Origin of the sequence: Bradyrhizobium guangxiense (genome assembly GCF_004114915.1) — a bacterium.
In the GTDB taxonomy this organism is placed as follows: domain Bacteria; phylum Pseudomonadota; class Alphaproteobacteria; order Rhizobiales; family Xanthobacteraceae; genus Bradyrhizobium; species Bradyrhizobium guangxiense.
This window is the reverse complement of record NZ_CP022220.1, coordinates 591,737-611,834: the sequence shown is the minus strand read 5'-3', so window position 1 is coordinate 611,834 and position 20,098 is coordinate 591,737. Positions and strand designations below refer to the sequence as shown.

General features: G+C 61.7%; 19 protein-coding genes and 5 pseudogenes. 9 read left to right on the top strand and 15 right to left on the bottom strand.

The window, feature by feature from the left end; translation table 11 throughout:
* Nucleotides 1–19: 19 nt before the first annotated feature.
* The 8 genes and pseudogenes from X268_RS37440 to X268_RS37410 form a co-directional block, all read right to left on the bottom strand.
* The gene (locus tag X268_RS37440; RefSeq protein WP_128929872.1) at nucleotides 20–1,021 is read right to left on the bottom strand and encodes a tyrosine-type recombinase/integrase; all 1,002 of its coding nucleotides are present in this window, start codon (nucleotides 1,019–1,021) and stop codon (nucleotides 20–22) included.
* Nucleotides 1,018–1,943, bottom strand: a pseudogene (locus X268_RS37435) (tyrosine-type recombinase/integrase). Before X268_RS37435 ends, X268_RS37440 begins: the two are co-directional and overlap by 4 nt.
* Entirely contained in the window at nucleotides 1,940–3,178 is a 1,239-nt protein-coding gene (locus X268_RS37430) for a tyrosine-type recombinase/integrase (RefSeq protein WP_128929871.1), read from the bottom strand. The pseudogene X268_RS37435 and the gene X268_RS37430 overlap by 4 nt, the downstream one beginning before the upstream one ends.
* Nucleotides 3,179–3,219: 41 nt before the next feature.
* A pseudogene (gene tnpC, locus X268_RS37425) lies at nucleotides 3,220–4,414 on the bottom strand (IS66 family transposase).
* A 36-nt stretch (nucleotides 4,415–4,450) separates the two neighbouring features.
* The gene (locus X268_RS40405; RefSeq protein WP_232995629.1) at nucleotides 4,451–4,726 is read right to left on the bottom strand and encodes a transposase; all 276 of its coding nucleotides are present in this window, start codon (nucleotides 4,724–4,726) and stop codon (nucleotides 4,451–4,453) included.
* A gap of 51 nt (nucleotides 4,727–4,777) precedes the next feature.
* Nucleotides 4,778–5,131, bottom strand: a complete 354-nt coding sequence (tnpB, locus tag X268_RS37420) for an IS66 family insertion sequence element accessory protein TnpB (RefSeq protein WP_128929870.1) — start codon at nucleotides 5,129–5,131, stop codon at nucleotides 4,778–4,780.
* A 375-nt stretch (nucleotides 5,132–5,506) separates the two neighbouring features.
* On the bottom strand, nucleotides 5,507–6,268 hold the full coding sequence (istB, locus tag X268_RS37415) for an IS21-like element helper ATPase IstB (RefSeq protein WP_128929869.1): 762 nt from the start codon (nucleotides 6,266–6,268) through the stop codon (nucleotides 5,507–5,509).
* A gap of 14 nt (nucleotides 6,269–6,282) precedes the next feature.
* Nucleotides 6,283–6,927 (bottom strand): transposase, encoded by a 645-nt coding sequence (locus tag X268_RS37410; RefSeq protein ID WP_128929868.1) that lies wholly within the window; start codon nucleotides 6,925–6,927, stop codon nucleotides 6,283–6,285.
* Nucleotides 6,928–7,173: 246 nt separating this feature from the next.
* Here X268_RS37410 and X268_RS37405 point away from each other — a divergent pair, with 246 nt between their 5' ends.
* The 3 genes and pseudogenes from X268_RS37405 to X268_RS37395 form a co-directional block, all read left to right on the top strand.
* Nucleotides 7,174–7,854 (top strand): hypothetical protein, encoded by a 681-nt coding sequence (locus X268_RS37405; protein WP_128929867.1) that lies wholly within the window; start codon nucleotides 7,174–7,176, stop codon nucleotides 7,852–7,854.
* Between the two features lie 275 nt (nucleotides 7,855–8,129).
* Complete coding sequence (locus X268_RS37400; RefSeq protein WP_164934298.1) at nucleotides 8,130–9,224, top strand: C45 family autoproteolytic acyltransferase/hydrolase; 1,095 nt, start codon at nucleotides 8,130–8,132, stop codon at nucleotides 9,222–9,224.
* Nucleotides 9,225–9,289: 65 nt separating this feature from the next.
* Nucleotides 9,290–9,858 (top strand): annotated as a pseudogene (locus tag X268_RS37395) (IS5 family transposase); the annotation flags it as partial.
* Nucleotides 9,859–9,994: 136 nt separating this feature from the next.
* On the opposite strand, the gene X268_RS41010 reads toward X268_RS37395, so the two are convergent.
* The 6 genes and pseudogenes from X268_RS41010 to X268_RS37375 form a co-directional block, all read right to left on the bottom strand.
* The gene (locus X268_RS41010) at nucleotides 9,995–10,228 is read right to left on the bottom strand and encodes a transposase domain-containing protein (RefSeq protein WP_430648446.1); all 234 of its coding nucleotides are present in this window, start codon (nucleotides 10,226–10,228) and stop codon (nucleotides 9,995–9,997) included.
* Between the two features lie 12 nt (nucleotides 10,229–10,240).
* Nucleotides 10,241–10,950: pseudogene (locus tag X268_RS37390) on the bottom strand (IS66 family transposase); the annotation flags it as partial.
* Entirely contained in the window at nucleotides 10,931–11,095 is a 165-nt protein-coding gene (locus X268_RS39785; RefSeq protein WP_164938225.1) for a hypothetical protein, read from the bottom strand. The pseudogene X268_RS37390 and the gene X268_RS39785, both read right to left, overlap by 20 nt.
* Before the next feature lie 82 nt (nucleotides 11,096–11,177).
* Nucleotides 11,178–11,834 carry an IS3 family transposase gene (locus tag X268_RS37385; RefSeq protein WP_128929865.1) on the bottom strand — a complete coding sequence of 219 codons (657 nt, stop codon included), beginning with the start codon at nucleotides 11,832–11,834 and terminating at the stop codon, nucleotides 11,178–11,180.
* 33 nt (nucleotides 11,835–11,867) lie between these two features.
* Nucleotides 11,868–13,172, bottom strand: a complete 1,305-nt coding sequence (locus X268_RS37380) for an IS110 family RNA-guided transposase (protein ID WP_128929864.1) — start codon at nucleotides 13,170–13,172, stop codon at nucleotides 11,868–11,870.
* Between the two features lie 262 nt (nucleotides 13,173–13,434).
* Nucleotides 13,435–13,746, bottom strand: a complete 312-nt coding sequence (locus X268_RS37375; protein ID WP_128929863.1) for a transposase — start codon at nucleotides 13,744–13,746, stop codon at nucleotides 13,435–13,437.
* Between the two features lie 166 nt (nucleotides 13,747–13,912).
* Here X268_RS37375 and X268_RS37370 point away from each other — a divergent pair, with 166 nt between their 5' ends.
* From X268_RS37370 to X268_RS37345, 6 genes and pseudogenes are all read left to right on the top strand, one after another.
* Nucleotides 13,913–14,044 carry a transposase gene (locus tag X268_RS37370; RefSeq protein WP_371746382.1) on the top strand — a complete coding sequence of 44 codons (132 nt, stop codon included), beginning with the start codon at nucleotides 13,913–13,915 and terminating at the stop codon, nucleotides 14,042–14,044.
* Between the two features lie 130 nt (nucleotides 14,045–14,174).
* Entirely contained in the window at nucleotides 14,175–15,035 is an 861-nt protein-coding gene (locus X268_RS37365) for a tyrosine-type recombinase/integrase (RefSeq protein WP_164935788.1), read from the top strand.
* 9 nt (nucleotides 15,036–15,044) lie between these two features.
* Entirely contained in the window at nucleotides 15,045–16,238 is a 1,194-nt protein-coding gene (locus X268_RS37360; protein ID WP_128929833.1) for an IS91 family transposase, read from the top strand.
* Nucleotides 16,235–16,474: a hypothetical protein gene (locus X268_RS37355; protein WP_128929832.1), complete on the top strand. Its 240-nt coding sequence runs from the start codon at nucleotides 16,235–16,237 to the stop codon at nucleotides 16,472–16,474. The genes X268_RS37360 and X268_RS37355 overlap by 4 nt, the downstream gene beginning before the upstream one ends.
* A 270-nt stretch (nucleotides 16,475–16,744) precedes the next feature.
* Nucleotides 16,745–17,665, top strand: coding sequence for an IS21 family transposase (gene istA / locus X268_RS37350; RefSeq protein WP_128929861.1), 921 nt, complete (start codon nucleotides 16,745–16,747; stop codon nucleotides 17,663–17,665).
* Nucleotides 17,666–17,794: 129 nt separating this feature from the next.
* Nucleotides 17,795–19,020 (top strand): annotated as a pseudogene (locus X268_RS37345) (IS256 family transposase).
* A gap of 535 nt (nucleotides 19,021–19,555) precedes the next feature.
* On the opposite strand, the gene tnpB (X268_RS37335) reads toward X268_RS37345, so the two are convergent.
* Nucleotides 19,556–19,837 (bottom strand): IS66 family insertion sequence element accessory protein TnpB, encoded by a 282-nt coding sequence (gene tnpB, locus X268_RS37335; RefSeq protein ID WP_245470929.1) that lies wholly within the window; start codon nucleotides 19,835–19,837, stop codon nucleotides 19,556–19,558.
* Nucleotides 19,838–20,098 lie beyond the last annotated feature (261 nt).

Sequence of the window (20,098 nt, the reverse complement as noted above, 5' to 3'; positions counted from 1 at the left end):
TTCGGCATAGTCTGGTCGTTCAGAGCGCCTCCAGAAAGGCGAGCAGGCGGTCGTTCGGCTGGAAGCGGGTTAGCTTGCCGCGCTCGTACGGCTTGAGCTTCGCCAGGGCAGCTTCCTTGAGGGCGAGGTGGGCGTGCAGGTACGTCTGCGTCGTCTCGACCGATTCATGACCGAGCCACAGCGCGATCACAGAACAGTCGACGCCGGCTTGCAGCAGTTCCATCGCAGCGCTGTGCCTCAGCACGTGCGGCGACACGCTCTTGGCCTTCAAAGACGGGCAACTCTTGTGAGCGACACGAACATGCTTTCCCAGCAGGGACTGGACGCTGTCGGCACTGAGCCGGCCCCCGTGCACGTTCGGGAACAACGCTGTTGCTCCTTTCCGCAACGGTTCCTTGAGCCATGCCTGGAGCGCACACCGAGCGAGTGTGGTCAGCGGAGTGGTCCGCTCCTTCCGCCCTTTACCGACGCATCGCACGTGTGCGCCAGACCCGAGGTGGACGGCATCCCGGTCAAGGCCAGTCAGCTCTGAGAGGCGTAAGCCTGTCTGGGCCGCGACTAACAGCAAGGTGTGATCGCGGCGGCCAAGCCACGTCGTTCGATCGGGCGCTGCGAGAACCGCCTCGATCTCGGGGCGCGTCAGGAAGTGCACCTTTCGCTTGTCGTGACGCTTGCTCGGTATGGCGAGCACGCGCTGGATCAGCGCACTGTGTGCCGGTTCCTCGAAGGACACGAACCTGAAGAAGGATCGGATGGCCGTCAGACGCAGGTTACGCGTCTTCGCACTGGCGCCGCGCGTTACCTCGAGATCGGTGAGGAACGCGCCGATGAACGTTGCATCCAGATCGGCGAGCGTCAGGGCCGATGGGGACTTGCGCAGCTGCACCCGAGCGAACATGAACAGCAGCCGGAACGTGTCTCTGTAGGAGGCGATCGTGTTGCCGCTAACATTGCGCTGGCGCATGAGGCGCTCGGTGAAGAAGCGCTCGATCAACGTGGCGACATTGCAAGCGGGCTTCATGGCGTCACCTCCCATCGCCGATCGAGACGCCGCGCGGCTTCCTCCATCAACTCGGGGCAGGCCGAGAGATACCAGTAAGTGTCGCGCACGCAGACGTGGCCGAGGTAAGTGGAGAGCACTGGGAGTTGTTGCTCGACGTTCTTGCCTTCGCGATACCAGTTGAGCAGCGTCCGGATGGCGAAGCGATGACGGAAGTCATGCACGCGTGGCCCGGTACGATCACCTGGGCGCCGCAGCCCGATCTCTCTGGACAATCGCCAGAAGACGCGATGAACGTACTGGTGCAGCAAGCGGCCTCCCTGTTCGGCAACGAAGAAGGTCGAGCCGCAGCGTGACCCGAGCAGCGCATCGCGCCGGTGGGCGTAGTCGCGCAGCGCGGTTCTCGTCGTCGGATGCAATGGCAGGAGCCGCGACTTGCCGAACTTGGTCAGCCGGACCGTCAGCACGCCGGCGTCGAGGTCGACGTCATCACGCTCCAGGCCCATCGCCTCGGATATACGCATGCCCGTCACCGCGATCAGCCCGAACAAGGCATGGTAGGTCCATCGGCGCAGCCCGTCCGCTGGTGGCAGAGCCAGCGCTGCCGTCAGCAACGCATCGATCTCCGCGTCGCTGTAAACATAGGGCTTGGCGCGCTTCCATCCGGGCAGCATGCCGACGGGCGGCACCTCCGTTCTCGGGTCGAAGTTGGCGACATGGCGCGCGAACCCGCGCACGTCGCTCAATCGCAGCGCCCAGGATGCATGACGATCGGGCGGCAGCGTTGCCCATTCCATGGCCAGCTTCGTCGTGATGATCCTCGCCTTGCGCTTCTCCATGAAGGCGACGAAGTCGGCGAGCCGACGGGTCTGGTGCTCGTACTTGTATCCAAACCCTTGCGCATGCTCAGGTACTTATCGAGTGCGGCGCGCAGATTGGTCATTGCACGCCTCCCGGCCAGGGCAGGCTCAATGTTCTCAGCGCATCGATGTCGACCTTCGAGTAAATCCGGGTAGTGTCGTGGTTCTCGTGCCGCAGCAACTGTCCGATCTCCGACAAGGTGGCGCCAGATCGGAGAAGCTCGGTAGCGAGACTGTGTCGGAAGATATGGGCGCCGCGATGTGCGCAACCTTCGATTCCAACGCGATCGAGAGCGGCCTTGGCGATCATGGTGATCGCACATCCGGAAGCAAAGCCGACGTGTGGCGCGAGCGTACGGACGAACAATCGTCGGCACGACGACTTTGGGCGGCCATTGCGGAGATATGCAACGATGGCCGCGCCAACGTCTGGCGGTATCGGCATCCGTGCACGCTGTCGGCCCTTGGCGCGAACGAGTATCTCGCTGGCGCGCCAGTCGATATCATCAAGGGTGAGCGTCGCGACCTCGTCGGCCCGCAGGCCGAGCTTGGCTAGCAACAACAGAATGGCGTAGTCCCGCCGTCCCATCACTGTCTCTCGGTCGCAACCGTCGAGAGCCTTCCGCACCTGTGCCGCAGGCAGATAGGTCGGCAGAGTTGCGAGCTTCCATCGCCGCATCGATGGAACGCAATCCGCCAACGGGCGCGCGTTCAGCCCCCGATGGTGGAGGTAACGGAGAAAGGCGCGCAACGACCAGCACATCGCCTTGCCTGTTCCCGGGCTCCAATCCTGGGCGTGGCGCTCAATGTAGCGGATCACGTCCTCTTGGCTGATCTTGCCCAGGGCGGCGCCGCCGGAGCACACCTCGTGCAGGAACCTGCGGATGACCGGGAGATGGCGGACGATGGACCTCGGGGCCAAGCCGCGCTCTGATCGCAGGTAGGCATCGAACTCCTTGAAGATCCGTTCGTGCGGGGTGAGAGGCGGCAGCACCGACGGCGCGATCACGCCTTCCTCGCGCAGCACCGACAGCCATCGCTTGAGCGCGGCCCGGTCACCGGGTTGGATAGACTGCCTTCCGCCTCGATGCCGGAGGTACCGCTCAACGACCTGCTCATCGAGATCGACCAGCTTGTAGCGACGGCCCGCCATCCAACTCAGGAGCCCGCCAACCACGTTGAGGCAACGCCACGTGCCGTGCCGAACGAGCCTCTCTTCGATGAGACGAGCGGCGTAGCGCTCGACGAGTTGTCCGTGCGGCCCGCTTCTGAGACGCCGGTACAGCCGGCTTCTGCCCAAGTACTTTTCAACTTCCATCTTCCTGTTCTCCGCTGTTGAAAGCGGAGGCACAGAACGAACTATGCCGAACCGACCAAACGCCGGTCAGCCAGAAATCTGGGGAAAACGACCCGACTCGGCATAGTTCGGCGGGCGGCATAAACAGCCCTATGCCGCGCGCGGCATAGGGCTGTCTCAATGAACGAAGCCAGGACTGCCCAATCCTCGGCGCCCTCGTCGCACCCGGCAAAAAGAGAGTTCTTGGCGTTGAGCTTGATCGGCCGCATCGCACGCTCGACAGCATTCGTGTCCATCTCGATGCGCCCGTCATCAAGGTAGAGTGTCAGGCCGCTCCAATGACGGAGCGCGTAACGCAAGGCCTTCGCCGTGTCGCTCTTCGGTGCAAGGTGATCAAGCTTGGCCTCAACCCACTGCTTCAAGGCTGTAGCGAGAGGCCGAGCATGCGCCTGCCTGCCGGCACAGCCCTCCGCATCCGATCGGCCGCGGAGGGCCTTCTCGACTGCGTAAAGCTGGGCGATGCGTTCAAGAGCCTGGCGGGCAACCGGAGCTGGCGCCGGCGAAGCCTCGCGCTCGATCTTCACAAACTGGCGCCGCAGATGCGACCAGAAGGCGAGCGTCCCGGACAGGGCGTCCGCACGCCTCTCTCGGATCATCGTCTTGTAAGCTCCGTCGCAGTGGATGATGCCGCGATAGCCTTCGAGCAGCCTCAAGCCGGACGGCTCCACGGCCCGGTGCATAAGCGTAAACCACCCAGGTGGGTCAGGTCCGGCCCAGGGCCTGTCATCGCGTGACAGCGCCCAGAAGTAGCCAGTTTTCGTCCTGCCGCGCCCCGGATCTAACACCGGTGCGGGAGTCTCATCGACACAGAGCTTCGAGGAGGCGAGCAGAAGCTGGCGCAGACGATGCCTTCAATTCCTGGGCCGCATAGCCGACCCAGAAGGCGAGCGTGGAACGATCCAGCGCTATTCCGTGGGTCGCCAACATCTGCGCCTGGCGGTAAAGCGGCAAATGCCAATGATACTTGGCGTCGATCACATGCGCGACCAGCCGCTCGGTGGGCAATCCTCCCCTGATCAGTCGCTCGGGCGCAGCCTGCTGGAGGACGACGCCGTGACAGGCGCGGCAGGCCAGCTTGGGCCGGCGGGTTACGATGACGCGATACTGCGCCGGAACGACATCGAGCCTCTGACTCTCATCGTGACTGATCTCGAAGAGGTCGCCGTTACAACACGGGCAACTGGTCTCCGCTGGCATCAGGATTTCGACGATGCGCGGCAAATGCCACGGAAGTTAAACCCTGTTGGCTCTGCGCGCGGCAGCTCTCTTCTCGCAAACTCTGGGATTGGGGCGATCTTCGGCTGCTTCGAGGGCGGCGACGGCCTGATCGATATCCTCCAGAACAAACTGCAGCTGATCAGCGTCCAGCTTTTCCGAGGACCGACCGAACTGCGCATCTTTTGCAAGCTTGAGCAACCGCTCGAGCCTGGCGCAGCGATCCAGCAGAGCCGCGGCAAAGACCCGCAACTCGGCCGGATCGCTCGGCAGTTCATCAGGCAAATCACTCATTGCCCCGAGTCTGCCATGCTTCGCGCCCCGATGCAGCGAAGATTTGTATCTTTACGCAAGTGCTTTCGGCGGTGCGTCGCGAGGCGCATGCATGCGCGTCCAATCCATGCCAGCCAGAAGCACCGACAGCTGGGCGGCATTCATCCGCATCACGCCGGCCACAATGTGAGGCCATTTGAAGCCGCTGCCATCGAGCCGCTTCCAGTACATCACAAGGCCGCTGCCATCCCAGACGACGATCTTCACCCGGTTAGAGCGCATCGCACGGAACACCACCGGCACACCCTTCATCGGGTCATGGCCCAGCGTCTCCTTCGCCAACAGCGCCAAGCCCTCCGCACCTTTTCTGAAGTCTACAGGTTGCGTCGCCACGTAAAGCATGAGGCTCGCGGGCGGCGTCAGCATGAACGTGTCCGTCGAAGCGCTAAGAACACGTCGCTCAACACAGCAAGGCCAGGCGCCCCCCGCACCTCCACGCGTGCTCCCTGGAGCTCAACCGTCACAATGGCTGCTTCCGGCGACCTGGTCGGCTCTGCGGCCGCCGGTAGCGCCGATTCCGATACCACCGGCACGAACGACAGCGTCTCCGAAGTCGGCAGCACCAACTGGCCCAAACGTGCCCGGCGTCGCCAGTCGTGCACCTGCTGGGTGCGTATTCCGACGAAGTCGGCCGCGGATTCCGGGCGAAGCCGGCCGCCTGTACCGATTGAAGCCGGCCGTGGATTCCGATGATCCCGGCCGCCTGCCGAGGCGGGGTCTCGCGACGACGTCGTCATCAGGTCAGTTGGCGGGCTCGTCGTCAAGCGTCTGACGCTTGGCGGCGGCTTTGCGCAGGCTCTCGCCCTTGAGATTGAGCCTGTGGGCGTTGTGTACGAGGCGATCGAGGATAGCGTCGGCAATGGTTGGGTTGCCGATGAGCTCGTGCCAATGCTCGACCGGGAGCTGGCTTGTCACCAAGGTCGAGCCGCGGCCATGGCGATCCTCCATCATCTCCAACAGGTCGCGTTGCTGCTCGGCAGTCATCGGGGCAAGTCCCCAGTCGTCGAGGACCAGAAGCTCGACGCGCGCCAGGGTCCTGAGCAGGCGAGCGTGGCGGCCGTCGCCCCGCGCGAGAGTGAGCGCCTCGAACAGCCGCGGCAGCCGTTGATAAAGCACGGAGCGGTTGTCCCGGCAGGCCTTGTGGCCCAAGGCGCAAGCAATCCAGCTCTTGCCGACGCCGGTCGGGTCGATGATGAGCAGGTTCTGATGCCGGTCGATCCACTCGCCAGCGACGAGCTTTTGGAACAGCGGCTTGTCGAGCCCGCGCGGCGCCTTCATGTCGATATCCTCGACGACGGCGTTCTGCCGGAGACTTGCGAACCGCAACCGAGCAACCAGCCGCTTGTTCTCGCGCTCGGTCGCTTCACGGTCGACGAGCAGTGCGAGGCGCTCCTCGAAGGCCAGCGCGGCAATGTCGGGTTGTCGCTGCTGTTCGTCGAGGGCCTTCGCCATGCCGGTAAGCCCGAGCGCGACGAGGCGGTCGTGGGTGGGATGTGTCAACATCGTCTCTCCTTTCTTCACTGGTAGTAATCGGTGCCGCGGATATTGCCGTGTCGGATCGGTGGGCCGTCTGGCGGTCTCTCGTTGGCGTAGGCGCGATCGAGCCCGTGCTGCAGGATCGACTTGATCGAGCCGTAGGTGGTCGCGCCGATGTCGTTGCCACGCTGGCAGGCGGCCTCGATGCGGGCCGAGCCGTAGCTGCGCGCGAGCCGCAAAATGCCGAGACAAGCCCGGAAGCCCTGCTCGGGGTGTGGTTTGGCTTTCATGATTGCTTCGACGAGAGCGATCGTGGCAGGGCCGATCTTGGCGGCTTCTCGCTTGATCCGCGCCGGGGTCCATTCGGCATAACGCCGGTGCGCGCTCGGCATGTGCTCCGGGATCGTGGTGTGGCATTGGGGTACGTCAGAGCGGGCGTGGCTGGCAACCCGGCTGCCCTTGTGCAGGATCTCGACCGTCCTGTCGGTGACGCGCGCCTCGAGCTCTTCGCGGATCAGACGCGAGGGCACCGAGTAGTAGTGACCGGCGATCTCGACGTGATAGTCGGGCGCGACTCGGCACTTCTTCCACTCGGCATACTGATATGGCATCGGCGGCAGGGCGTTGAGCGCCGGCTTGTCGATCTGTGCGAACAGCTCGTTGCGGCTCACGCCGAGTTTACGCATGATCCTGGCATAGGATCGGCGTCGCCTCAATCCTATTGCTCCTAACGATAGGACATGCCGTCCGCACGGCCGTCGCTTTCACAGCATGGTTTTCCTTAGGCAATCCAGGAAGAGAACGTTTCCTAGCTACGAGCGGTCGGCCTAGATCACTCACCCTACAAGAGTAGATAGGCAGGAATCTCTTGCGGCCGAGCAGTGAGGATCGATAAAAGGATACAACCAGCCTCACACAGAGGACTAACAAATATGACATACACCTTGAATCCCTTGCTGCGCTTTCTCCAGGTTTACGATGACGCGGCCGCGAAAATGGGCATCAGGCTTTCCATTGGGTGTGATTTCAACGAGTACATCGCGATCACAGCCTCGCTAGCAGACAAACCCAATACTTATCCCATCTTTCGGCCAGACCGCTCACCGATTCGAACGGGCGAAGGGTATTGGCTTGTGGGTTTTGATAAGGAAAACAAAGTGGCGCTCGTCGAGGCCGCGCGCTTCTATGACCTGTCGCAAACCACCCTTGCAGCACACCTCGAAACGCTGAAGTTCTTCTATGCGAATCCGACGATAGATGCACATCCTGAAGATCGCTGCGTTTGTACTGCTCAGATGGCGCGCAGCATTACAGGTAAAGTGGTGTACCACGGGGATATCTGGATCCGCCCCGACTTCAGGGGCTCGGGCCTGCTCAAGATCATGACGGGGACTATGCGTGGCGTCAGTCTTGCGATGTGGGCTCCCGACTTTCTCTGTGGCCTAGCTGGGCGGTGGTCGTTGGATAAGAACGTCTATGATCCGGTTCACAATGAACCAGGCGGAGCAGACATTCACCTGGTGCAAGAGAATATCGTCGCTAACGATTGGCTGTTCTGGATGACAGGCTATGAACTTAAGCAATTGTTAGACGTAACGCCGGACCTGAACTGATCGTCTAACGTCGTTGCATTTGCGGGCTGCGGGCCGGAACAATACCGGCGACGAAGGTCTTGAGCTAACGCCCCACCGATTGCCGCTCTCTAGACTAGATGCCATACGCTTGTGAGTTAATGAGCGTGCCAAGCACTTCAGCTACCAGCAGCCTCTCCATCGGATCTCTATACACCATCCGGGTCACCGTACAAGGCTCACGACTTCGATCCGAGTTATCGCGTCGCTCCGCCCACCGCGTAGAAGCGGACATACCAATGCAAGGAGATCTTTCAATGAGTCTTAAGCTTACCGTCTTTACTGCGATACCCCGCGAAAGGGGACAGCAGCAAGGAGAGCTGATGCGATCGGAAATCGCGGCCAATGCTGACTTTTATTTAAAACGCTTTTGCGCTAACGGAACTAATCTTGCGCAAATTCAAGCTGAAGCAACTGGTTGGTTGCGCTTCCTTGAAGATCTACGACCCGACTACGTTGAAGAGCTGAGGGGAATTGCCGACGCTGCCTTTATGCCCCTCTATACGGTTGTGATGCTTAACGTCCGGCATGAGATTTGGCTACGCCTGATGGCACGTCGAGCCGCCGATCTATCGTATGGGATTTTGGATGGCTGCACGTCTGCCGGATTAATGCCCGAGGTAACCGCGCAAAATACAACAATGCTGGCGCAAACGATCGATGGGCAAGCGGCAGTTCGGGGCACCCTTTTTGTAGGCAAAGTAGTGACGCCCGCTAACCCGCAATGGCTGGGCATCTTCGAAGCAGGCTGCGCCGGCCCCATAGCGGGACTGAATGAAGCTGGGATCGGGCTAGTCTGCAACAGCTTGGTTTCGCCTATTGATGGCTCGGCACTCATGACCGCCCCGTTTAAGCTGAGGTGCCGGTCCATCCTTCAGGCGCCGACATTCGACCGCGCGATAAGCGCGATTATCCGCGCTGATCGAAACATCTCTATGAACTACCTGATTGGCCATGCTGATGGCGAGATTATCAACATTGAGAGCTCCCCCAATGACAAACGGTACATTTATCCTGAGGATGGGGTAATTTCACACGCAAATCATTTTGAGCCGGGAACACGAATACCTTCAGAATGGGAGCGCTTTGTGCCCGACAGTCCGTTTCGGTCCCGTCGCTTTGGTCGACATCTGCGCTCAAGGCTCGGGCAGGTGGATGTGGATCATATTTTGTTGGGCCTCAAAGACCATTTCTCTTACCCGGCATCCATTTGCTGTCACCCGAACCAGGATACGCAGTATCCGAATAGTACCCTTTCCGCCATCATTATGGATCTAAGCAAGCGTGTTTTGTTCGCCACTGACGGACCCCCGTGCAGCGCGCCGCTTGAGCGATTTGATCTTTGGATTTAGGGTCTGTACCTAATTAGCCGGTTCTGATTCCCTCGCACCGAGTTGATTCGGCACGGGGGACTTCGATGCGCAAAGGGCTGTTTTGGCTTAACGACAAGCAGTGGGCTCAGATAGAGCCGCATCTGCCGATGAACCAGACCGGCCCGGCGCGCGATGACGATCGGCGCATCATCAGCGGTATCATTCACATGCTTCAGTGCGGCGCACGCTGGCGCGATTGTCCGCCCGACTACGGTCCTTACACAACGATCTACAATCGGTTCAATCGCTCGGCCAAGCGTGGACATTGGCAGGCGATCTTTGAAGCGCTCGCCCGCTGTGGCAAGGACGGCGTGACTTTATCCATCGACTCCACCTCGATCAAGCGCATCGCTCGGCGAGCGGCGGAAAGGGGGGGGAGCATGAACAAGCGATCGGCCACTCGCGCGGTGGGCGGACCACGAAAATCCATGCGCTGAGCGACCCTGACTGCAGACCTTGCGCATTTCATCTCACTCCAGGCCAGGATGCAGATATAGCCGCAGCGCCGGCCCTTTTGGAACTCGCGCCACCGATGTCTGCCCTCATTGGTGACAAAGGGTACGACGGCGACGGCTTTCGCGCCGAAATCATCGATCGTGGTGCCAAGCCTGTCGGTATCCGCCGGGGCTAAGCCGCGACAGGAGCTTTCACCAATTCCACCGCTTGAGGAGCGTACGCATACGACGAAGGCCGCCTGATTGACGCATGCGCGCGAGCACGGCGAGTTCTACGATGGCGTTGCGTGAAGGTCAGGCGGCTTGCTGATCGGCGGACTTGCCGGCTTGGTGAAGGAGCTTCCATTCCCAGGGCAGCAGTTCGCGCAGACGCGAGGTGGGAAGATCGGCGATCCGGGCGAGGACGTCGGCGAGCCAAGCCTTGGGATCGACGTCGTTGAGGCGACAGGTCGTGATCATCGTCAGCATGATAGCGGCACGGTCGGCGCCACGTTGGCTGCCAGCGAAGGTCCAGTTGCGCCTTCCCAAGGCAATGCCTCTCAATGCACGCTCAGCGCAATTGTTGATCAAGCAGATCCTGCCATCGTCGAGGAAGCGGACGAAGCGTCCCAGCGCTTGAGCATGTAGTTCATGGGCTTCAGGACCTCGGCGGAGCGGGAGAGGCTTTCTCGCTCGCGGAGCAGCCAGGCGTGCATGTCGTCGAGCAGCGGCTTGCTCCGCTCCTGGCGCACAGCACGCCGCTCGTCGGCACCACGGCCGTTGATGGCGCGCTCGATCTCGAACAGGGCGTCAAGACGCCTGACCGCCTCCAGCGCGATCGGGGAGACCGGTTTGCCCTTGCCTTCCCGGGCGGCTTTCTCGATGTCAGCCAGCTCGAAGAATCCCCGCCGCGCATGGGCCAGGCAAAATGCCGGAGTGATCGGCATTGCTTTCCTTTTTGGATCGAACAACGGCTCGAAGCCGCCATAGCAATCCGCCTGCAGAATGCCGGCGAAGGCGGCCAGATGCCTCTGAGGATGTTCGCCCCGTCGGTTGCCCGAGGCATAATAGACCGCCGCCGGCGGCGCAGGCCCGGCGAACGGCCGGTCATCCCGCACATACGTCCAGATCCGGCCGGTCGTGCATTTGCCCTTCGCCAGGATCCGGATGGTGGGGTGAGTAGGCCGGAGGGATTTCACCTCCAGCCTCTCGCAGAACCGGGCGTGAGACTCTCGCCTCACCCGGCTCCCATCAGGCAATCTTGCCGCCATCGCCGAGTTGCCAATGCACAAAGAGCCTGCGGTTCTCACGCGCGATCTTCTCCAGGAAGAGACGCGCGCGTCCTAAACGGTGATGGAAGCGCTTGTACTTTCGCTTCAACCAAATACCTAACGTCTGGTTGATGTAGCGCGCCAACGGATAAAGCGCTGAGCGGGTGTATTGCCCATAATAAGCGATCCTGATCTTCCCTCGAAAAAGTGGACGGGTTAAGCGGCTTTTAGCTCCATTTCGATCGGGGGGATATATCCGATGGCGGAATGGAGCCTGGTTCGGTTGTAGAAGCCCTCGATGAAGGCGAAGATATCGCTCTGGACTTGAGCGCGAGTTGCTGCTGGATCGCCATCGTCAGGGCGGCAGATGCAAGTTCGACCTGCATATGATCCCGCATGGCCCAGCCGACGATCTTTCGGCTGAACAGGTCCATGACGGCCGCCAGATACAGCCAACCTTCAGCGGTCGGAATATAGGTGATATCGGCGAGCCAGACCCGGTTCGGGTCTTCCGCGGTGAAGTCCCGCGCGATCAGGTTCGGTGCGATCGGCAGACCGTGGCGGCTGTCGGTGGTGCGCACACGGCGCGGCGGTGCCATGATGGCGCGAATACCGTACCGACGCATCATCCGTTCAATTCGACCGCGACTGGGACCACGGCCCTGCGCCCGCAGGGCGGCATGGACGCGGGGGCTGCCGTAGCGTCCGCTGCTGTCTTGATGGACCAGCCGGATCGCTGCCCGGAGCGTGGCATTTGATTTTGCCCGCTCGCTCACCGGGCGCTCGCGCCGGGCGTAATAGCCGGCCGGCGAGACCTCGAGCACGGCGCACATCAGGCGGACCGGATAGGTCTCGCGATGGTCTTCGATGAAGCGGAAGCTCATGTCCGGGTTCCGACGAAGATCGCGATCGACTTCCTAAGAAACAGCCGGATTGGCGTCGCCCGGGATGGCCTGCAACACGAAGCCTAGCGATTTCGCCCGGCGCTGTAGGTTGGCGAGGACGCGGCTACGATATTGCTGCTCATATTGGTCGGCGCCAGGATCCTTGTAGCTCATGCCGTGCCGGAGTGTGTTGTAGAATAAAACCGCAATCTTGCGAGCCGTCGCCGTCACCGCCTTCGATTTACCCGCACGTGCTGACAACCGGCGATAGAATGCTCCCAGCGCTGTCTCGCTCCGCCCCACGGTTGTGGCTGCCAAACGCAACAACGCAGCTGCGCGACTTGAAGATCTCCGTGTGCGCGAAGACAGCACCTTGCCGCCGGAGATCTTGTTGCCGGGTGCGAGGCAGAGCCAGGAAGTGAAGTGTTTGGCGCTCGGCCATGCCGTTAGATCGATACCGCACTCGCCAATGAGCTTCAATGCGAGCGACGGACCCAACCCGTGGATCTCAGTCAAATCGACGCCCCGCACTCTGTACAGTGCGGTCCTGACATCGAAGGTGGGGGTGTTGACCTGCTTGGTCTTTACGCGCGGCTTGGCTAGGTTTCCGACCGGTCTTGCTCCTTTGGTGTTCAATGCACTGATCAGGACTTCGAGCTTGCGATCACAGTCGAGCATCTTTGCCTGATAAACGTCGTAGAGCTCCAGTGATTGAGCTAACGCGAAAACATGTTCGTGGCGGTCATTGCCTACGAGCGCTGCGCGGATCGTCTCGATCGATGAGTGGCAGCGCACGTCCCGATAGGTTGCCGGGACGTCGGGATTGCGTTCGCCTGCAACAATGGCTCGGATAATCCGCATGCCGGTCGCGCCGGTGATATCCGACACAACATGATGGAGCTGCAGGTTCATCTCCATCAGAGCCTTTTGCATATGTTGGATATGGGCGGCAGCATATTCCACGAGCCGCTCGCGCTGGCGTAGATAGGCTCGCAACGTTGCGATCTCGGCATCGGGTCGGAAGCTGCCCCGTAACAGGCCATAGGAGTGGAGCTGGCGTAACCAAGCGGCATCGCTGAGATCGGTTTTACGGCCAGGTACATTCTTGGCGTACCGCGCGTTGACCAGAATGACCTCAAACCCGCGCTGTTCTAAGATCTCGTAGACTGGGATCCAATAGACCCCAGTGGATTCCATCGCGACACTGGTCACGCCGCACATCTTGAACCAGTCCGCCAGTTCATGCAGGTCTTGCGTGAATGTGCCGAATGCACGCACTGGCTTGTCGGTGCAGGCCGGGTTTACCGCGGCCATGTGCATCTTTGATCCGATATCGATAGGGCCGCGCCGAGGTTGACCAGCTTTAGGTCCGGGCCGCGGTCGGTTGTCCTGTTAGGCATCGCAACTCCTCCGTCCGATGATGGGCTGGAGGGTCAGGGCTATGCCAATTTGTCATCTTCCTAATCGGGATCGCCGTCGAAACGGCGTCACCACTCTCAAGTCCGCATGCGCCCATGGACCACGTTTTTTAACGGGGACAGCGCCTCCAATAAGCTGACGGCCGCTACCCTCCGAGCTAAAGGATAGCACAAGGCTGTTTCTATTCCGCGCAGGCGCGCCACGACGCTGGACAGTTTTTTAAAATGTCGCGCTCCATGCGCAGCCGTTCGTTCTCCTGACGTAGGCGGGCGATCTCCGAAGCCTGGTCCGCCGGCATCGGCGTCGCCTGCGTGGTGGGTCGCCACGCCGCCGATCCCGGCTCCTGCCGGAGCTTATCTACCCACCGTCGCAGCACCGAATCCCGCAGACCGAGCTCCTTAGCAACCGACCCGATCGAGCGACCGCTCGACGCGACCAGTTCGGCGGCCCGACGCTTGTAATCCTCGGTAAACGACCGACGTTGACGTTCCATTCGACACCTCCGGGCTCAACGAGCCTACTACAGGTGTCCACTCATTCGGAGGAGGTTCAGTGTCCACCTATTTTGGTGGACACCTCATGCATCACGGCACTCAAAAGCAAAAGGTGCGGAGAAATTCGCGCTTACCATAAGACGACCGTTGTCACCGCGTATTGAAGTGTTCGCTGGCGCAGGTCGCAAGCGGTGGCCGGATGAATTGAAGGCACAGATTGCCGCGGAAAGCCTCGAGCTGGGGGCGGTTGTCACAGACGTCGCCCGTCGCCATGGCTGCCGGCCCCAGCATGCGTAATCCGATGCAAGCCGGCCACTGATTGAACGAACCCGCTACGCGGCAGTAGGGGGCAAACCTGCTGAACTGAGGTGTCCTGTCTGAGAGGATGTTGGTCTTCGCACCACCCCTCTCAAGACAGGAGACCCAGATGGCTACGATGAGCCCTCTTCGGCAGCGCATGATCGAGGACATGACGGTCCGCAATCTGTCGCCGTCGACTCAACAATCCTATATCTATGCGATCGCAAAGTTTAGCCGCCATTTCGGCTATGCCCCGGACCGGTTGAGTTTCGAGCAGGTCCGCGCCTACCAACTACATCTCATCGGCCAAAAGCGCTCGTGGTCCCACATCAATCAGGTGGCCTGCGCGCTGCGGTTCTTCTACGGCGTCACACTCGGGCAGACGGAGGCATTCGAGCGGATCATTGGTGGCCAGAAGCCCGACAAGCTCCCGCTCGTGCTTAGTGCCGAAGAGATCGAGCGCTTCCTGGACGCGGTTACAGGGGTGCGCAATCGCGTCGTGCTGGCGACGGCTTATGCGGCTGGCTTACGGGTTAGTGAAGTCGTCCGCCTGAAGGTGAGCTCGATCGACAGCAAGCGAATGTTGATCCACATCGAGAACGGTAAGGGCGGCAGGGATCGTTACGCGATGCTTTCTCCGCGACTGCTGGAGATTCTGCGTACGTACTGGATGCGAGCCCGACCGGGGCTGTGGCTATTTCCAGGCCAAGACCCAAGTGAACATGTCAGCGTCCGCTGCGTCCAGGCGGCCTGCCGCGCCGCCCGCCGCCGCGCTCGGCTTGCCAAGCCGATTACTGTCCATACGCTCCGGCACTCGTTTGCGACCCATCTCCTGGAAAGCGGGATCGACATTCGCATCATTCAAGTTCTGCTCGGACATGCCGACCTGGGATCGACCGCGCGCTACGCTCAGGTTGCGACCAACCTGCTCGCCCGCACGACCAGCCCATTCGATGGACTCTCCGTCAGGGTGATCCCACCCGACTGAGCTGCGCATATGCGCCCCGTGCTCGAGGTGGCGGACATCCTCCGCCGCCACGGCGGCGCCTTCCGTGCCGCGCAGGGTCCTCGGCTGTCCTCCGATCAGCGCCGTGTGATGGCGGCCATCGAGGCGTGTCGCACAGCGACGCTCGGCGGCCACGTCGAGCGGTGCGACGACTGCGGCCTGGTCCGCGTCGCCTATAACAGCTGTCGCGATCGGCACTGTCCAAAGTGCCAAGCGCTCGCGCGCGCCCAATGGCTCGCCGAGCGCCAGGCCGACCTGCTGCCGGTCCCCTATTTCCATGTCGTCTTCACCGTGCCGGCGCCGGTGGCCGCCATCGCGCTGCAGAACAAGACGGCGGTCTACGACATCCTGCTCAAGGCAGCAGCCGAGACGATCCGTCTCATCAGCGCCGACCCGAAGCATCTCGGTGCCGAGACCGGGATGATCGCCATTCTCCATACCTGGGGCCAGACCCTGACGCATCATCCGCATGCCCATTGCCTCGTGCCAGGCGGCGGGATCGCCCCTGATGGAAGCTGGGTTCATTGTCGCCCCGGCTTCTTCCTTCCCGTTCGCGTCCTGTCACGATTGTATCGTCGGCTGTTCCTGGAGCGCCTGCAGGCGGCGTTCAATGGCACCAAGCTCCAGTTCTTCGGCCATCTCGCGCACCTCGTCGAGCCAGCGGCATTCGCCCGCCATCTAACCGCCCTCCGCAAGGTCGAGTGGGTCGTCTACGCCAAGCGTCCCTTCGGCGGACCAGAACAGGTTCTGGCCTATCTCGGGCGCTACACCCATCGCGTTGCAATCGCCAACGGCCGGCTCCTTACCTGTGACCAGGGCCACGTCCGCTTCCGGTGGAAGGATTATCGCGCTGGCAACAGATCCAAAGTGATGACGCTCGACACTGAGGAGTTCCTTCGTCGCTTTCTGCTCCACGTATTGCCGAAGGGGTTTCGCCGCATCCGTCATTTTGGCTTCCTGGCGAACGCCTGCCGCGTCGCCAAACTCGCGCGCATCCGAGCGGCGCTAAAGGCGCCAGAGCCGCCTCCGCCTGCCGAAGCTGTCGACTATCGTGAGCGCTGCGCCATCCTCATTGGTCACCGCCTCGACTTGTGCCCCATCTGCGGAGGCCGCATGGTCGAGATTGGGCCTGTGCCGCGTGCGCAAACGCCGCGACGCGCAGCACCTCGCTGCGATACATCATGACCGACTACCTCGACTTGTTCGCTCCCACTGCAGGCATCGCCATGCCGACGTTCTCCGTCGGAACGATCAAGCACGCTCACAACGCGCGGCGAACGGGCGATAGTCAGCCGCTTGGGCTTGACGCGCCGTTCGACGCTATCGACGCCGGCATCCTCTGCTGCCAATATCAACGGCAATCTGCGGCCACACTCGCTCGCGGGCCCGACATCGGGTCAATCGCGCCTACCGGCGCCTAGATCGAGCCCCCATAGGTCCTCGCTCACAAGACGCGGCTTCGTTCAATCCAGCTTCAAATAGGTCCCGCGCTGGACTTGCGGCGAGATCTGCGACGCGGGACCTATTTGAACCCTCCAGTATTCCGACGCAATCCGGCCACCGATTCCGACGGAAGTCGGCCACCCATTCCGATCGAAGCCGGCCACCCTGTTGAGACCGCCTGACGCTCTCGAAGACGGCGATCGAATCGCGGACCAGCCCACCTTTGCGACCAAGCAAGGGAAGGTCTGATGCCCCCCGAGAGAGCGCCGATGCGGAAGGTTCGAGAAGTTTTGAGACTGCGGCACGCCCTTGGCGTGAGCGAGCGGCAGATCGCCGTCACGGTCGGCATCAGCCGATCGACGGTTGGCGAGTATCTGCGGCGGGCTGCCGTGATCGGCATCACCTGGCCGGTGCCGGAAGGGATGGACGACGGCGAACTCGAGCGCCGGCTGTTCACGCCGCCGACATTCGAGGAGAAGCCGGCGCGGCCGTTGCCCGACTGGAAGGCGGTGCACCGGGAGCTGAAGCGGCGCAGCGTGACGTTGCTCCTGTTGTGGGAGGAATATCGCGCGGAGCACGCCGACGGCTATGGCTACAGCCGGTTTTGCGATCTCTACCGGGAATGGAGCGAGGCGATCTCGCCGACCATGCGGCAGACGCATGGGCCTGGAGAGAAGCTGTTCGTCGACTTCGCGGGCGACACGGTGCCGGTGTTCGACGCCGCGACCGGCGCGCAGCGGCTGGCCCATGTCTTCGTCGCGGTGCTAGGAGCATCCAACTACACCTTTGCCGAGGCGCGTTGGTCGGAAGGGCTGGCCGACTGGATCGGGCTGCACGCCAATACGTTGCGCGCGATCGGCGGCGTGCCGAAGGCGATCGTCTGCGACAATCTGAAGGCCGGCGTCACCGCCACCTGTCGCTATGAGCCGGGCATCAACCGCACCTACCAGGAGCTGGCCGAGCACTACGGCACCGCGATCCTGCCCACGCGTCCGCGCAAACCACGCGACAAGGCGAAGGTGGAAGTGGCGGTGCAGATCGTCCAGCGGTTTGTGCTGGCGCGGCTGCGGAACCGGCGCTTCTTCTCGCTTGACGAACTCAACGGGGCCATCCGCAAGGCGATCGCGGACCTCAACGACTCTTATGCAGAGTCTTGTCTGATAAAATAGCTGCGACCGATAGTGGCTCGTGCCACGGCTCTGTGCGTTACGGACCTCCTCTGCGAGCGGGGCGGTAGGAGGGTGTCCGGAACGATGTGTAAGGAGGTTTCTGTGAGTTTACCTTAATTGGAGACTCACATGACCACCGATACGACGATTACCCCTGAACTGCTGGACCAGCTTCTTGCGAACTACAGCAAGCCCGAAAACCTGACCGGCGAGAATGGGCTGTTCAAGCAGCTCAAGAAGGCCTTGATCGAGCGCGCACTTGGAGCCGAGCTGACCGAGCATTTGGGCTACGAGAAGGGTGATCCTGCCGGCCGGGGCTCAGGCAACAGCCGCAACGGGACAAGCTCGAAGACGATCCTGACGGAGGATGGCGAGATCGAGATTACCGTGCCTCGCGATCGGGCCGGCAGCTTCGAGCCGCAGTTGACCGCCAAGGGGCAGACCCGGTTCGATGGTTTCGACGACAAGATCCTGAGCCTCTATGCCCGCGGCATGACGGTGCGGGAGATCCAGGGCCACCTGGCCGAGCTCTAAGGCGCCGAGGTCTCGCCCGATCTCATTAGCCGGGTGGCCGACGCCGTCCTCGATGAGGTCCGGGAATGCCAGAGCCGGCCGCTCGACGCCGTGTACCCAATCGTCTTTTTTGACGCGCTGCGGGTCAAGATACGCGACGAAGGGCTGGTCAAGAACAAGGCGGTCTACGTTGCGCTCGCCTACAATGCCGATGGCGAGAAGGACGCTCGGGCTCTGGATCGAGCAGACCGAGGGCGCCAAATTCTGGCTGCGGGTCGTCAACGAACTCAAGGCGCGCGGCGTCAACGATATCCTGATTGCCGTCGTCGACGAGCTGAAGGGGTTTCCCGAGGCGATCACATCGGTCTACCCGCAGACGCTGGTGCAGACCTGCATCGTGCACCTGATCCGTAACAGCCTTGCCTTCGTCTCCTGGAAGGACCGCAAGGCGATCCTGCCCTCGAAAGGCGATCTATCGGGCTGAGAGTGCCGACGCGGCGGCGCTGAGGCTTGCCGAGTTCGAGGCCGAATGGGGCAAGCGCTATCCCGCCATTGGCCAGATCTGGCGCAAAGCGTGGGAGCACGTAGTGCCGTTCTTCGCCTTCGCGCCTGGCATCCGAAAGATGATCTACACGACAAACGGGGTCGAGGCGCTACATCGTTCGCTGCGCAAGATCATCAAGACCCGCGGCAGCTTCCCGACCGACGAGGCGGCGCTCAAGCTGTTGTATCTCGCCCTCAGGAACGCTGGCGTTTATTGGCGGCGACCGGTTGAATGGACTGCCGCGATGGGGCAGTTCGCCATCCACTTCGGCGCGCGGTTTCCCGGAACAGCGCGCTGATGATCACAACCGACATCACGGCGCCGACCATGATCGTTTGGACCGAACCTTCGCCGTCAAGCCCCGCGCCTGCGGCGCGCCGCTGCGCGGCTTCGGGGCTTGACCGCTCGGTCCGGCCAAGCAGAATTATCGGCCATGCCGTCGATGCCAGCTTTCAATGTCTCAAACGCAAAACCCACCTTCACAGAAATCGCTTACACAAAACTTCGGACATTCCCGGCGGTAGCGGCTGCGACAACATCATCAAACTAGCCACTGACATTTATCGTGACCTCGCCCCCAAGTGTTATCCAGTCCTGAGTTCAGGTGCTCCGGGAAGGTCTGGCCACTCGGCGCGTCTTCCGACGCTTTCGCACGGGCGACCGCGAGCTCGGCGGCGATCTCCGTACCCTTAGCGCGCTCGGCTGCCGGCGCCGCCTTCAGGGCGGCAACGTCATCCGGAGCGGCGTCGCGATCCGCATTCATGCGACGCAGTGAATCACAGATTGAATGCATTGGGACTCCCAAATGTCGGCAATATGAGGATTTTCCTGGATTAGCCCCCGCTCTGCGGCCGCCAGCTCAGTTGGGGAGTCCACCAGTCGATGCCCTCGAGCATGTAAGCCATTTGCGCTGCCGAGATCGACACCGCGCCGACCGACGTCGACGGCCAGATGAACCTGCCGTGATCCAGGCGCTTGGCATAGAGCGACATGCCCAAGCCGTCATGCGAGAGAATCTTGACCAGAAGGCCGCGGCGGCCCCATAAGATATAGAGATCGCCGGCATGGGGATCGCGCTCCAAGCTTTCCTGAACCGCAAGCGCCAAACTTTGCATGGCCCGACGCATGTCGGTGTGGCCAGTCGCGATCCATACCCTGACGCCGCTCGGGAGCGGGATCATCGTCGTCGCAGAAGCTCAAAACCCCGCTGCAGCTCGTCGCGATCAACGCGAACACGACAGCCGCCGCTAAGCTCGATCTCGATGATTCCAGCCGTTGCGCGTTGCTTAGGAGGCGAAGACGCCAGTTGCGACGTGCTGATCGATGCCGGTGCACGTGTGATCTCGACAGGAACCAGAGCTGGCACCGCATCACCG